This is a genomic window from Streptococcus mitis, assembly GCF_000722705.1.
Taxonomy (GTDB): Bacteria; Bacillota; Bacilli; order Lactobacillales; family Streptococcaceae; genus Streptococcus; species Streptococcus mitis_P.
In genome coordinates this window covers 236,044-250,216 of the sequence record NZ_JPFW01000007.1, presented here as the reverse complement: position 1 = coordinate 250,216, position 14,173 = coordinate 236,044, and the positions used below count along the sequence as shown (strand labels likewise).

The 14,173-nt window shown below is 41.4% G+C and carries 15 protein-coding genes; 3 read left to right on the top strand and 12 right to left on the bottom strand.

Annotated features, from left to right (window positions below; translation table 11 throughout):
• Positions 1–33: 33 nt before the first annotated feature.
• Genes SK642_RS03950 through parE form a run of 3 tightly spaced genes read right to left on the bottom strand, consistent with a single transcriptional unit; the run spans position 34 to position 3,553 of the window.
• A complete protein-coding gene (locus tag SK642_RS03950) occupies positions 34–768 on the bottom strand; it encodes a CPBP family intramembrane glutamic endopeptidase (RefSeq protein WP_033683464.1) in 735 nt (244 codons plus the stop codon).
• On the bottom strand, positions 749–1,582 hold the full coding sequence (locus SK642_RS03945) for an aminoglycoside 6-adenylyltransferase (protein ID WP_152548301.1): 834 nt from the start codon (positions 1,580–1,582) through the stop codon (positions 749–751). The genes SK642_RS03950 and SK642_RS03945 overlap by 20 nt, the downstream gene beginning before the upstream one ends.
• Positions 1,583–1,609: 27 nt before the next feature.
• Positions 1,610–3,553 (bottom strand): DNA topoisomerase IV subunit B, encoded by a 1,944-nt coding sequence (parE, locus tag SK642_RS03940; RefSeq protein WP_033683462.1) that lies wholly within the window; start codon positions 3,551–3,553, stop codon positions 1,610–1,612.
• Between the two features lie 135 nt (positions 3,554–3,688).
• Between parE and plsY the strand changes: the two genes are divergently transcribed.
• The gene (plsY, locus tag SK642_RS03935) at positions 3,689–4,330 is read left to right on the top strand and encodes a glycerol-3-phosphate 1-O-acyltransferase PlsY (protein ID WP_033683461.1); all 642 of its coding nucleotides are present in this window, start codon (positions 3,689–3,691) and stop codon (positions 4,328–4,330) included.
• A gap of 34 nt (positions 4,331–4,364) precedes the next feature.
• Here plsY and SK642_RS03930 read toward each other — a convergent pair whose 3' ends face one another.
• The 9 genes from SK642_RS03930 to SK642_RS03890 all read right to left on the bottom strand — a co-directional run bounded on the left by SK642_RS03930 (position 4,365) and on the right by SK642_RS03890 (position 12,728).
• A complete protein-coding gene (locus SK642_RS03930) occupies positions 4,365–5,321 on the bottom strand; it encodes an ABC transporter permease (RefSeq protein ID WP_033683460.1) in 957 nt (318 codons plus the stop codon).
• A 2-nt stretch (positions 5,322–5,323) separates the two neighbouring features.
• Positions 5,324–6,382 (bottom strand): ABC transporter permease, encoded by a 1,059-nt coding sequence (locus SK642_RS03925; protein ID WP_033683459.1) that lies wholly within the window; start codon positions 6,380–6,382, stop codon positions 5,324–5,326.
• The gene (locus SK642_RS03920; RefSeq protein ID WP_033683458.1) at positions 6,375–7,910 is read right to left on the bottom strand and encodes an ABC transporter ATP-binding protein; all 1,536 of its coding nucleotides are present in this window, start codon (positions 7,908–7,910) and stop codon (positions 6,375–6,377) included. Before SK642_RS03920 ends, SK642_RS03925 begins: the two co-directional genes overlap by 8 nt.
• Positions 7,911–8,053: 143 nt before the next feature.
• Entirely contained in the window at positions 8,054–9,106 is a 1,053-nt protein-coding gene (locus SK642_RS03915) for a BMP family lipoprotein (protein ID WP_033683457.1), read from the bottom strand.
• 89 nt (positions 9,107–9,195) lie between these two features.
• The gene (locus SK642_RS03910) at positions 9,196–9,585 is read right to left on the bottom strand and encodes a cytidine deaminase (protein ID WP_033683456.1); all 390 of its coding nucleotides are present in this window, start codon (positions 9,583–9,585) and stop codon (positions 9,196–9,198) included.
• On the bottom strand, positions 9,572–10,234 hold the full coding sequence (deoC, locus tag SK642_RS03905) for a deoxyribose-phosphate aldolase (RefSeq protein ID WP_033683455.1): 663 nt from the start codon (positions 10,232–10,234) through the stop codon (positions 9,572–9,574). The genes SK642_RS03910 and deoC overlap by 14 nt, the downstream gene beginning before the upstream one ends.
• Positions 10,235–10,253: 19 nt before the next feature.
• On the bottom strand, positions 10,254–11,531 hold the full coding sequence (locus tag SK642_RS03900; protein ID WP_033683454.1) for a pyrimidine-nucleoside phosphorylase: 1,278 nt from the start codon (positions 11,529–11,531) through the stop codon (positions 10,254–10,256).
• On the bottom strand, positions 11,528–12,118 hold the full coding sequence (locus SK642_RS03895) for a class I SAM-dependent methyltransferase (RefSeq protein WP_080708927.1): 591 nt from the start codon (positions 12,116–12,118) through the stop codon (positions 11,528–11,530). The genes SK642_RS03900 and SK642_RS03895 overlap by 4 nt, the downstream gene beginning before the upstream one ends.
• Positions 12,119–12,323: 205 nt before the next feature.
• Positions 12,324–12,728 carry a hypothetical protein gene (locus tag SK642_RS03890; RefSeq protein ID WP_033683452.1) on the bottom strand — a complete coding sequence of 135 codons (405 nt, stop codon included), beginning with the start codon at positions 12,726–12,728 and terminating at the stop codon, positions 12,324–12,326.
• Between the two features lie 200 nt (positions 12,729–12,928).
• Between SK642_RS03890 and coaA the strand changes: the two genes are divergently transcribed.
• Both coaA and rpsT read left to right on the top strand, forming a co-directional pair.
• Positions 12,929–13,849, top strand: coding sequence for a type I pantothenate kinase (gene coaA, locus SK642_RS03885; RefSeq protein ID WP_033683451.1), 921 nt, complete (start codon positions 12,929–12,931; stop codon positions 13,847–13,849).
• A 67-nt stretch (positions 13,850–13,916) separates the two neighbouring features.
• Positions 13,917–14,153 (top strand): 30S ribosomal protein S20, encoded by a 237-nt coding sequence (gene rpsT / locus SK642_RS03880; RefSeq protein ID WP_001274000.1) that lies wholly within the window; start codon positions 13,917–13,919, stop codon positions 14,151–14,153.
• The last annotated feature ends 20 nt before the right edge of the window (positions 14,154–14,173 follow it).

Here is a 14,173-nt window from a genome sequence, read left to right as displayed (position 1 = left end):
TTTTATTGTAAAGTAAATCTATATTTTATAAATTTAAGTGTTTCTTTGTAGGTAGTAAGAAAAGAAGAGCAATCCTACTAATCCTAGAATGAATAAAAGATTAATTTTAATAACAAATAAGCTAAGTAGGGTATTAATTAGACCGTGAAAAATGGCGCAAAAAAGGATTGACTTAGTCTTTTTGAAAACAGCTGCTAGAAGAATACTGAGATAAATTGCAAATAGACTGAATAATATAAAAGGCATCCCACTTTGGGAACTTCCAATCACAAACCATAAAGGTACATGCCATATTGCCCAAATACAACCTGTTATCAAACCGGAAATCCAAAAGGAGAATCTAGTTTCCAAAATTGGTTGCAAGATGCCTCGCCATCCCAATTCTTCTTCGCCACCATAAACACAGACTGCACTCAAAAAAACAACAAACAAATTTCCTAGTGGAAAAGCCAGATTAAGTTCCTTAGAGGAGAAAGCGATGACACCTGTCTGTACGAAAATTAGTAAAAGAAATAACAAAATATATTTCTTTGAGTCCCCTAAGATAAAAGAGACTATGCTTTTAATGGATTTTTGAGGCAAACAAAAAATGGCTGCAATGGTTGGACCGAAACCTCCTAGTAAATGGAGAAAAACTCCTAGTGGACTTGTTAGACTTAAGAGGCTCATTTGCGTCAGAAAAGCGAGTAATCCCCAACCAAATCCCCAAGAAATGAGAAAACTAATCAGTAAAAATTTTGTTATCTTATTATTTTGTAAATGTTTCATTTGTTTCGAGTCCCTCCTCAGCATACTGAATCATCTTCTCAGCTACTTCTTTATCATAGTCAAATCCCATTTTTTGAACAAGGTACTGAGCTTCTTGGTGGAAGAATTTCATCGTAGCAAATAAAGACTGGGTGAGCTTCTCTATACTTGAAAAATCAAGCAGATTTGAGAATTCCTTTTCTTTCTCAGTGGGTAAATAGTTAAAAAGATACTTATAATTCTTGCCGACGTCTACTGTTCCCTTATCCCTTGCCACCTGCCAAGCTAAGACTTTTAATAACTCTTGTTGACAAATGCCGTAGAGATGGTCAGTGGCATAGATGACTTGCTTGCGACAAATTCCTTTGACCACGTAAGCCGACACCCACCAAAATTCATTACAGGCTTTTTCAAAATCCGTTTCAGTAGCTGAGGTTATCCAGTAACGCTCTAGATTTGGGAAATAGGCTTCAAATAAATTTTCTGGATCTTCCAAAACAGCAAATCCTGATTCACTGTCCACCCACTCTTGAATGTATTCTTTAGGGCAAAGAGTCAAATCAATGCGGTTACCATCTTCAAAGAGCATGAGATAGAGACGACGATTACCAAGACTAACTTCTTGCTCGATAATGCGTTTCCCGAAATAGGCCAACCAAGAAAGGTCACTCGTCAGATTATCCAAATCATCCACAATATAGACCACGTCGTAGTCTTGAAATTCATCTTTTGGGACATTTGGGCAAGTCCGTGAACCAGACATGGCGACAGCTTTGACTTGTAAAGTTTTGCCTGTTTGTAAAATTCGATTTAGCATTTCTGTTTCAGTTCTCATGTTAATACCCATTCGTTAAAGACAGATTTAAAACACTGTCGCTTCTTCCAGCGTAAACTTGACATTATCTTCAATCCACTTGCGACGTGGTTCGACCTTATCTCCCATGAGGACATTGACACGACGTTCGGCACGTGCTAAATCTTCGATCGTTACACGGATAAGAGTACGTGTTTCTGGGTTCATGGTTGTTTCCCAGAGCTGGTCCGCATTCATCTCACCAAGACCTTTATAGCGTTGGAGGGTTGCGCCTTTACCGAACTGCTTACGGAGTTCTTCTAGCTCTCCATCTGTCCATGCATAGGCAACTTCTTCTTTCTTGCCTTTTCCTCTGGACATCTTGTAAAGAGGTGGAAGGGCAATATAGACATGTCCCGCCTCAACTAGCGGACGCATGTAGCGGTAAAAGAAGGTTAAGAGAAGTGTTTGAATGTGGGCACCGTCGGTATCCGCATCGGTCATGATAATGATCTTGTCATAATTGGCATCATCAATAGAGAAGTCTGCCCCAACACCTGCACCAATGGTATAAATCATGGTATTGATTTCTTCATTTTTGAGGATATCCGCCATCTTGGCCTTGGCTGTATTGATAACCTTACCACGAAGAGGTAGGATAGCCTGGAACTTGCGGTCACGACCTTGCTTGGCAGATCCACCGGCAGAATCACCCTCGACTAGATAGAGTTCATTCTTAGCTGGATTCTTAGACTGGGCTGGGGTCAATTTCCCAGACAGCAAGCCCTTGTCTTTCTTGTTCTTCTTACCATTTCGGCTCTCATCACGCGCCTTACGTGCCGCTTCACGAGCATCACGCGCCTTGATAGCCTTGCGGATGAGGTTAGAAGCCAATTCCCCATTTTCCATAAGGAAAAAGGTCAACTTATCAGCCACAATGCCATCCACAACCGGACGAGCTAGTGGGCTTCCAAGTTTGTCCTTGGTCTGTCCTTCAAACTGGAGGTGTTCTTCTGGAACCAAGATAGAAAGAACGGCTGCTAGTCCCTCACGATAGTCTGAACCTTCAAGGTTTTTATCTTTTTCCTTGAGAAGACCTGTCTTACGCGCATAGTCATTCATGACTTTGGTAATGGCAGACTTGAGTCCTGTCTCATGCGTTCCACCGTCCTTGGTACGAACGTTATTGACAAAGGACAGAATGTTATCTGAAAATCCATCATTGTATTGGAGAGCAACTTCCACTTGGAAACCATTATCTTCCCCATCAAAGTACAGAACTGGTGTCAAGATCTCCTTGTCTTCGTTTAGATAAGAAACAAAGTCCTGAACTCCGTTTTCATAATGAAACTCAATCGCTTCATCTGTTCGCTTGTCCGTCAAAGACAAGGTCACATTTTTCAAAAGAAAAGCTGATTCATTAAGGCGCTCTGAAATGGTATTGTACTTGAAATCTGTCGTAGAAAAGATGGTCGCATCAGGCATGAAGGTAACCTTGGTACCTGTTTTAGACTTGGGCGCTGTACCGATTTTCTTCAAAGTCGTGACAGGTTTTCCACCATTTTCAAAACGTTGTTTGTAGATTGCCCCATCACGGGTGATTTCAACTTCTAACCAGCTAGAAAGAGCGTTAACAACGGAAGAACCGACCCCGTGGAGACCACCAGATGTCTTATAGCCCCCCTGACCGAATTTCCCTCCAGCATGAAGAATGGTAAAGATAACCTCAACAGTTGGAATTCCCATAGCGTGCATACCCGTCGGCATCCCACGACCATGGTCTTGAACCGTTAAACTTCCGTCTTTATTGATAGTTACATCGATACGATCACCAAACCCAGACAGGGCTTCATCGACTGCATTATCGACTATTTCCCAGACTAGGTGGTGGAGACCAGCACCATCGGTCGATCCGATATACATCCCTGGACGTTTTCGGACCGCATCCAACCCTTCTAGCACCTGAATGGCATCATCATTATAATTGTTAATATTGATTTCCTTTTTTGACACAAGGAACCTCCTATTCGTTCATCTTTACTATTCTACAGGTTTTCCAAGAATTTTGCAAAATTTTTCTTTCTCCGCTGTGACAATTTCAGAAGAGATTCTCTGCCTTTCTTCTCCATTTCATGATATAATAGGAGTATGATTACAATAGTTTTATTAATCCTAGCCTATCTGCTGGGTTCGATTCCGTCTGGTCTCTGGATTGGACAAGTATTCTTTCAAATCAATCTACGCGAGCATGGTTCTGGTAACACTGGAACGACCAATACCTTCCGCATTTTAGGTAAGAAAGCTGGTATGGCAACCTTTGTGATTGACTTTTTCAAAGGAACCCTAGCAACGCTTCTGCCAATTATCTTTCATCTGCAAGGCGTTTCGCCTCTCATCTTTGGACTTTTGGCTGTTATTGGCCATACCTTTCCAATCTTTGCAGGATTTAAGGGTGGTAAGGCTGTCGCAACCAGTGCGGGAGTGATTTTCGGATTTGCGCCTGTCTTCTGTCTCTACCTTGCGGTTGTTTTCTTTGGAACCCTCTATCTTGGTAGTATGATTTCACTATCTAGTGTCACAGCATCTATCGCGGCTGTTATCGGGGTTCTACTCTTTCCACTTTTTGGTTTTATCCTGAGTCACTATGACCCTCTCTTCATCGCTATTATCCTAGCACTTGCTAGTTTGATTATCATTCGGCATAAGGATAATATCACACGCATTAAAAATAAAACTGAAAATTTAGTCCCTTGGGGATTAAACCTAACCCATCAACATCCTAAAAAATAAAACGCCAGTTGTGAACTGACGTTTTTTTGTATACTTATTTTGATTTGATGTAATTGATACCATCTGCTTTTGGTGCAACTGCTTTTCCAAAGAAGGCTGCCAAGACAAGAATTGTCAAGACATAAGGTGCGATTTGAAGATAAACCGTAGGCACTCCTTGTAGGAACGGCAATTGAGAACCGATAACAGCCAAACTTTGTGAAAGTCCAAAGAAAAGACTAGAAAGCATGGCTCCGATTGGATTCCATTTTCCGAAAATCATCGCAGCAAGGGCGATAAATCCAGGTCCAACAATGGTTGTCACTGAGAAGTTAACTGAGATGGATTGAGCATAAATCGCTCCACCAATTCCACCTAGGAAACCTGAAATAATAACCCCTAAATATCTCATCTTGTAGACATTGATTCCCAAGGTATCCGCTGCTTGAGGGTGCTCACCGACAGAGCGGAGACGAAGACCAAATCGAGTCTTGAAGAGGATAAACCAAGCAAGGAAGGAGAAGGCAATCGCCAAGTAACCAAGAAGACTAGTTGACTTGAAGAAGATATCACCAACCACTGGGATATTTGCCAAGACTGGGAAATCAAAGCGTCCAAAAGTCTGACTTAGGTTGTCGGTTTGTCCTTTGTTATAAAGGACTTTCACTAAGAAAACAGCCAAGGCTGGTGCCATCAAGTTCAATACCGTACCGCTGACAACATGGTCTGCCCGGAAATGAACCGTCGCTGCTGCGTGGATGATAGAGAAGAGACCACCAACCAATCCTGCTACAAGCAAGGATAGCCATGGAGTTGCTGCTCCAAATTGTTCTGCAAATTCAAGGTTAAAGACGACTCCAGAGAAGGCACCCATAACCATAATTCCTTCAAGGCCGACGTTTACCACACCACCACGTTCAGAGAAAACACCACCGATACTTGTAAAGATGAGGGGTGCTGAGTAGATCAGCATAGAAGACACCAAGAGGGTGAGCAAGGTTGTAATAGACATCTTTACTTACCTCCTTTAACTTGTTTTTTCGGTTTGACAAAGCGTTCGATAAGATAATGAACACTGACAAAGAAGATAATAGACGCTGTGACAATGCTGACAAGCTCAGATGGTACCTGCGCCGCATTCATACCAGGAGCTCCAACTTGGAGAACACCAAATAGGAAGGCTGCAAAGAGAATACCAATTGGTGAGTTGGCCGCAAGCAGACTAACTGCCATCCCGTTAAATCCGACAGCCAATGATGCCCCTTGAACATAGACGTTCTGGAAGGTTCCCAGACCTTCAACAGCTCCACCAAGACCAGCCAAAGCACCTGAGATAATCATAGAGAGGATAATTGTTCGTTTTGCAGAAATACCAGCGTATTCTGATGCGTGAGGATTGAGACCAACCGCACGGATTTCAAAACCAAGAGTTGTTTTCTTGAGCATGAACCAAATGACTGCAACGGCAATGAGAGCAAAGAAAATACCGATATTCATCCGCGAGTTACCAGTCAACTCAGCCAACCAAGGTGTCTGGTAGGTTGCATTAGCTCCGACACGAATCGTCGAATCTGTACTTTGCATGAAGTCTTTAGGAAAGGCATGGATAAAGGCATTTCCTACATACAAGACAATGTAGTTCATCATGATGGTTACGATAACCTCTGATGTCCCTAGATAGGCTCTAAGAATACCTGGAATCGCTCCGACAATCCCACCAGCAATCAAGGCAATCACGATAGTTGCTAGAATCATCAAAGGACGTGGCATATCTGGATGCGACAAGGCAAACCAACCACTGAGAATCCAACCTGCCAAAGCCTGACCAGGAAGTCCGACGTTAAAGAAACCAGCACGACTGGCAACGGCAAAACCAAGACCAATCAAGACCAAAGGCCCCATAGCACGGAAAATCTCCCCAATCCCACGCAGACTACCAAAGGCTGTATAGAACAATTCTTCGTAGCCCCAAATAGCATCATAACCGAAGATCCACATGACAATGGCTCCGAGTAAAATTCCTAGGAAGACAGAAATCAAGGGAACCGAAATTTGTTGTAATTTTTTAGACATCACTCTTCTCCTTTCCCAAGTTTCCACCAGCCATCAAGACACCAAGTTCTTGTTTATTGGTTGTTTCTGGTGACACAACACCTTGAATCTTACCATCGTGGATAACGGCAATACGGTCTGAGACGTTTAAAATCTCATCCAATTCAAAGCTGACAACAAGGACAGCCTTCCCATTATCACGCTCTTCAATCAAGCGTTTGTGGATATATTCAATGGCACCGACATCCAAACCACGAGTTGGTTGGCTGACGATAAGGAGATCAGGATCTCGATCAATTTCACGAGCAATAATTGCTTTTTGTTGATTTCCTCCTGAGAGTGCCGCTGCAGGCACAAATTCACTGGCAGCACGAACATCAAATTCTTCCATTAGCTTTTTAGCATAAGAAGTAATATTTGAATAGTTCAAAATTCCATTTTTACTATGTGGTTCTTTATAGTAGGTTTGAAGGGCAATATTTTCAGAAATCATCATTTCCAAAATCAAACCATCACGGTGACGGTCTTCTGGAACGTGCCCAACACTTAACTCTGTAATCTGACGTGGGTGCAAGCCTACAATTGAATCTCCTTTTAGCTCGATGCTACCAGATTCAACCTTGCGAAGACCTGTGATGGCTTGAATGAGTTCAGACTGACCATTTCCATCAATCCCTGCAATCCCAACAATCTCTCCAGCACGAACATCCAAGGATAGATTTTTCACAGCTGGGACACCACGGTTTTCATTGACCACCAAATCTTTGATTGACAAGACCACTTCTTTTGGTTGAGAGGCTTGTTTCTCTGTTTTAAAGGAAACAGAACGACCTACCATCATTTCTGCTAAATCAGCATTGGTAGCTCCTGCAATTTCGACTGTTTCAATTGATTTCCCACGACGGATAACTGTAACGCGGTCAGAAACTGCGCGAATCTCGTCCAACTTGTGGGTAATCAAGATAATTGATTTCCCTTCTTTGACAAGATTTTTCATAATAGCCATCAACTCCTCAATTTCTGATGGAGTCAAAACAGCCGTTGGTTCGTCAAAGATAAGAATATCAGCCCCCCGATAAAGGGTTTTTAAAATTTCTACACGTTGTTGGGCTCCAACTGAGATGTCTGCTACCTTGGCAGAAGGGTCTACAGATAAGCCATAACGTTCAGAAAGAGCCTTGATTTCTGTGCTAGCTCCAGCGATATCTAGCACACCATTTTTAGTCAATTCACTACCTAAAATGATGTTTTCAGCCACTGTGAAGGCCTCTACCAACATAAAGTGCTGGTGAACCATTCCGATTCCCAAGCTAGCTGCTTTAGATGGTGAGTCAAGGTTAACAACTTGACCGTTGACCACAATTTCACCACTGGTTGGTTCAAGAAGCCCTGCTAACATGTTCATGAGCGTAGACTTTCCAGCCCCATTTTCTCCTAAAAGTGCATGAATTTCACCTTTTCGTAGGTGCAGGTTGATTTTGTCGTTGGCAACAAATTCACCAAACACCTTGGTAATATCACGCATCTCAATGACATTTTCGTGTGCCATGTGCTCTTCCTTTCAGAGTCTTATTTTATTTCAATAAAACTTGCTAGTTTCTCTAGTAGCAAGCTTTACTGAGACAAAATGACTTTGTCTCAACTCTTAAAAAAGCGGCCAAGGGCCGCTTCCTAAGAAATGACTTCCATCCATTATTTTTCAGGAACTTTTACGCTTCCATCAAGGATTTTAGCTTTTGCAGCTTCGACAGCTTTTTTACCTTCTTCTGAAAGGTTTGTTACTGCCAAGTCAACCCCTTTATCTTTCAATGAGTAAACGATCACTTGACCACCAGGGAATTCACCTTTTTCTGCCTTGTTCGCAATATCTTTTACAGTTGTACCAACTTGTTTCAAAGTAGATACAAGAACAAAGTTTGATTCTTTACCATCTTTAGAAGTGTATTTACCTTCTGCTACTTGGTCACGGTCAACACCGATAACCCAAACTTTTTCACTTTCAGGACGGCTTTCGTTGAGTGATTTTGCTTCCGCAAAGACACCAGCACCTGTTCCACCCGCTGCTTGGTAAACAACGTCTGCACCAGCTGCGTATTGTGCTGCTGCAATTGTTTTACCTTTAGCAGCATCACCAAATGAACCAGCGTAGTCTACTTGAACTTTGATAGATGGGTCTACTGACTCAACACCAGCTTTAAATCCAGCTGCAAAACGTGAGATAACTTCAGACTCAATACCACCTACAAAACCAACTTGTTTTGTTTTAGTTGTTTTAGCTGCTGCAACACCTGCAAGGTAAGCAGCTTCGTTATCAGCAAATGTTACGCTAGCAACGTTCTTTTGATCTTTAATCACATCATCAATCAAGACATAGTTCAAATCAGAGTGGTCTTTCGCTGCTTCTTCAACCGCATTGTGAAGGGCAAAACCAACACCGAAGATTAGGTTGTAACTTCCAGCCGCTTGTTGCAAGTTGTTAGCGTAGTCAGCTTCACTTGTTGATTGGAAGTAAGTAAAACCTTTATCTTTTGAAAGATTGTGTTCTTTACCCCAGTCTTGCAAACCTTCCCAAGCTGATTGGTTGAATGATTTGTCATCAACACCACCAGTATCAGTGACGATTGCTGCTTTTGTCTTCACATCAGAAGATGAAGCTGCGTTACGAGAAGAGCGGTTACCACATGCAGCAAGTCCAACTGCTGCCACTGCAACTAGACCAAGGCCTAGCCATTGTTTCTTGTTCATTACTGAACCTCCTAAATAAGATGTGCAACGATGTTGCAAGTATGGATTGGTTGGCCACAAGGACCGTGCCACTCAGAGAGCGACTCAGACTAGTTTAAGTCTGTAAAAGAGTATGGAAGTAACTCCCCGACCGTCATCTCGACCGTCGATTTATCTTTTGCGACTAAGGTCACTTTTAGATCTTGTTCAAAAAATTCAGCCATCACTTGGCGACAAGCACCACATGGTGAAATTGGTTTTTCAGTTTGTCCATAGACAATCAATTCTGAAAACTCTCTTTGACCTTCGGAAACTGCTTTAAAAATCGCTGTACGTTCTCCACAGTTGGTCAAAGAATAACTAGCATTCTCGATATTGACACCAGTATAAATACTACCATCCTTTGCCACTAGAACAGCGCTAACAGGAAAGTGAGAATAGGGCACATATGCTTGCTTGCTGGTTTCAATTGCTAGTTCTATCAACTCAGTAGTCGCCATCTACCAATTCTCCTTTTAAAATGGCTACCCCAGCTGAAGTTCCGATACGGGTCGCCCCTGCTTCCACAAAGGCAAGAGCATCTGCATAAGAACGAGCTCCACCAGCAGCCTTGACTCCCATATCAGGTCCAACTGTTTCACGCATTAATGTAACATCTGCTATCGTAGCGCCACCAGTTGAAAAACCAGTAGATGTTTTAACAAAATCAGCTCCAGATTTTTGAGCTAATTGGCAAGCCACAACTTTTTCTTGGTCGGTCAGAAGGCAAGCTTCAATAATGACTTTCACTAACTTGTCACCACTTGCTTCCACGACTGCGCGAATATCAGATTCAACCAAATCAAGATTACCCGATTTGAGAGCTCCAACATTGATCACCATATCAATCTCATCTGCACCATTTTGAATAGCTTCTTTGGTTTCAAATGCTTTCACGGCTGAAGTTGTTACTCCCAAAGGGAAACCTACTACTGTGCAGACCTTGACATCTGTTCCTTCAAGCCCTTTTTTAGCATATTTAACCCAGGTCGGATTGACGCAAACACTGGCAAAATCATACTCTCTAGCCTCAGACAACAAACAATCAATGTGATTTTCTGTCGAATCTTGTTTTAAAAGCGTATGATCGATATATTTATTTAATTTCATATTCGGATTCTCCTGCGGTTTATGAGATAATTTCTATAATTTCTCGTAAACTTTGCACCCTATCATTTATTTTAACATATTTTTGAAAATCTGTAACTAGCTGAGGAGAAATTTTTCCATTTGTGTATACTTTTGCAACAATTTCTCCCTTTTGAACAGAATCTCCAACTTTCTTTTCAAAAACAATTCCTGTTTCATAGTCCAAGGCATCAGACTTGACTGCACGGCCTGCCCCCAGTCTCATAGCATAAAGCCCAAATTCCATAGCTGGAAGAGCTGAAATGACACCCGTTTCCTGGGCAGGGATTTCCACCACATGGGCTACATTTACAGGACGATAGAGGTCTTCCAAGTCTCCACCTTGGGCTTGGACCATTTCCTCAAACTTAGCTAGCGCTTGGCCATTTTCAAGATGTTGGCGAACTTCTTCAACTGTTTTATTTACATTTGCCATGCCAAGCATAATTTGAGCCAATTCACAGATGAAGTGGGTAATATCCTGACGACCTTGCCCTTGTAAAATCTCCAGTGCTTCAAGAATTTCGAGGCGATTTCCAATCGCTCGTCCCAAGGGCTGACTCATATCCGTAATCACTGCTACCGTTTTTCTACCAACTGCCTTACCAAGTTCCACCATGGTTTGAGCCAACTCACGCGCCTCATCAACCGTCTTCATGAAGGCACCCTCACCGACAGTCACGTCTAGCAAAATAGCATCCGCTCCTGCCGCAATTTTCTTGCTCATCACCGAACTCGCAATCAAAGGAATCGTGTCAACAGTTGCGGTCACATCACGGAGGGCGTAGAGAAGCTTGTCTGCTTTAACCAGTTGGTCTGATTGCCCAATGACAGATACTCCAATGTCTTGCACTTGATTAATGAAATCCTCTTGACTGCGCTCAACTTGATAGCCCTTAATGGATTCCAATTTATCAATTGTTCCACCAGTATGACCGAGACCACGACCACTCATTTTCGCGACTGGAACTCCAAAACTCGCTACTAAAGGAGCTAAAATCAGAGTCACCTTATCACCAACACCACCCGTAGAATGCTTGTCAACCTTAACCCCATCAATAGCAGATAAATCAAACTCTTGCCCTGTCTGAACCATTTTCATAGTTAGGTCAGAGATTTCTCGAGTCGTCATTCCTTTGAAATAGACAGCCATAGCAAAGGCAGACATCTGATAATCAGGAACAGTTCCTGACACATAGCCTTCAACTAGCCATTCAATTTCACTCGAAGTTAGTTCTTGACCGTCTCGTTTTTTTTGGATTAGATCAACTGCTCTCATTCGTTCACGCTTCTAAGGATGTAATATCCCTTATCTTTTTTGACAATTTCACAATTGCCAAACACATCTTCCATCTTGGATTTGGCACTTGGAGCCCCTTGTTTTTTCTGGATAACGATTGTTAAATCTCCACCAGTTTCCAAGAAATCTTTACTTTTCTCAATGATTTCATGAACCACTTGCTTGCCCGCACGGATAGGAGGATTGGAAATGACATGGTCAAATTTCCCTTCAACTTGTTCATAAATATTAGACTGGAAAATCGTCGCTTCTATTTTATTTCGTTCAGCATTTTGTCGCGCTAAATCCAAGGCACGATTATTAATATCGACCATGGTCGCCTGAACTCCATAAACCTTAGCCAAGGACAATCCCAAAGGCCCGTAACCACAGCCTACATCAAGGACAGTTTCTCCTTGGTTGACCTCAAGACACTTGAGCAAGAGTTGACTGCCAAAGTCAATCATTTTCTTGCTAAAAACACCCGCATCCGTTAAAAAGGTCATTTTTTCTCCCAACAAGTCCACTCTCAACTCATGAATGTCGTGAGTAGCATCAGGATTTTCTGCATAATACATTTTACTCATGAAACTATTTTACCATAATTTGACTTAAATTGTAAATCGTTTACAAATTGATAATAAAACGAAAAAGACTGAAGAAACCTAGTCAAGAAGACCTTTTCTTCAATCTCTTTCAACACTTATAAATAATAAGCCATTTAGAACTAGAAATATCATAATCAGGATAAAACAACAAATTTATCATCTATAATTAGGCTCATTTTTATGACTATTGCTTAACCTTCAAATACTTTATTATCAACAAAATTCCCAACAGGATGTTTAGATAAAAGCCCAACTGATACGTTTTTGTCAGGAATTCCAAACTTGTCCAAAGTCGTATCAAATCTTCTAGTGACATTCGAAAGAAATAACCCTCTGTAGCAATCCATAGAACTAAGAAGACATAACTTCCAGCAGCAAGCCGTTTCGTCCACCGTTTTTTGAGTAGCCAAGCAATCAAGAGGGAACAGATAAAGACAGCCGTTACAATGGCATGTTCCATCAAAAAAGTAAAACCGTAATAGGTTTCCACAAAACGTCTACCATTATCCGCATTGACTCCTTTTAAAAAAGGTAGTGCAAAACTTAAAATAAAACAGAGTTCCAATATGTAACGTTTTAAGATTTTCATAGTAGACCTCCTATAAGTTGTGAACTAAAAATTTCCCTTTATTAGCTTATAAATCAGCAAAAACTATCTCCTACTTCATCATTAAATTGTTCAGTCTCTATCTACCTCTATTATACAATATTGACTTACCAGCATCAAGAAACCGCTTTATTTTTTTAGCTTTTTATGGTATGATAGACAAAATATCTAGGGGAAAATAAATGACCAACGAATTTTTACATTTTGAAAAAATCAGCCGCCAGACTTGGCAATCTTTACATCGAAAGACAACGCCTCCTTTGACAGAAGAGGAATTAGAATCCATCAAGAGTTTTAATGACCAGATTAGCTTGCAGGATGTTACCGATGTCTATCTTCCCCTAGCCCATCTCATACAAATTTACAAACGTACCAAGGATGATTTGGCCTTTTCAAAAGGAATTTTCCTTCAACGCGAAAGCAAATCCCAGCCTTTTATCATTGGGGTTTCTGGTAGTGTTGCCGTTGGAAAATCAACAACCAGTCGCCTACTTCAAATCCTACTATCCCGTACGCTTACAGATGCTAGGGTTGAGTTGGTAACGACTGACGGCTTTCTCTACCCCAACCAGACCTTGATTGAGCAAGGGATTTTAAATCGTAAGGGATTTCCTGAAAGCTATGATATGGAAGCTCTTCTCAACTTCTTGGATCGCATCAAAAATGGACAAGATGTAGATATTCCTGTCTATTCTCATGAAGTCTACGACATCGTACCTGAGGAAAAACAAAACGTCAAAGCAGCTGACTTTGTGATTGTCGAGGGGATTAACGTCTTTCAAAATCCACAAAACGAGCGTCTCTATATCACTGATTTCTTTGACTTTTCCATCTACGTTGATGCTGCGGTCGATGACATCGAGAGTTGGTATCTCGACCGTTTCTTGAAAATGCTGAGCCTAGCCCAAAACGATCCTGATAGCTACTATTATCGTTTTACTCAAATGCCGATTGGGGAAGTGGAATCCTTTGCCCATCAGGTCTGGACCAGTATCAATCTCACAAATTTACAAAATTATATTGAACCGACCAGAAATCGTGCGGAAGTGATTCTTCATAAAACAAAGAACCATGAAATAGATGAAATTTACTTAAAAAAATAATTTCCCCTTGTCAAAACGTAAGTTTTCAGATATAATAGTATAGTTAGTAAATATGGAGGTAAGAACATTGGCAAACATTAAATCAGCTATCAAACGCGCTGAATTGAACGTTAAACAAAACGAAAAGAACTCAGCTCAAAAATCAGCTATGCGTACTGCTATCAAAGCTTTCGAAGCAAACCCATCTGAAGAACTTTTCCGTGCTGCTAGCTCAGCTATCGATAAAGCAGAAACTAAAGGTTTGATTCACAAAAACAAAGCAAGTCGCGACAAAGCTCGTCTTTCAGCTAAACTTGCTAAATAAGAAACAGTCCATAGAGGCTG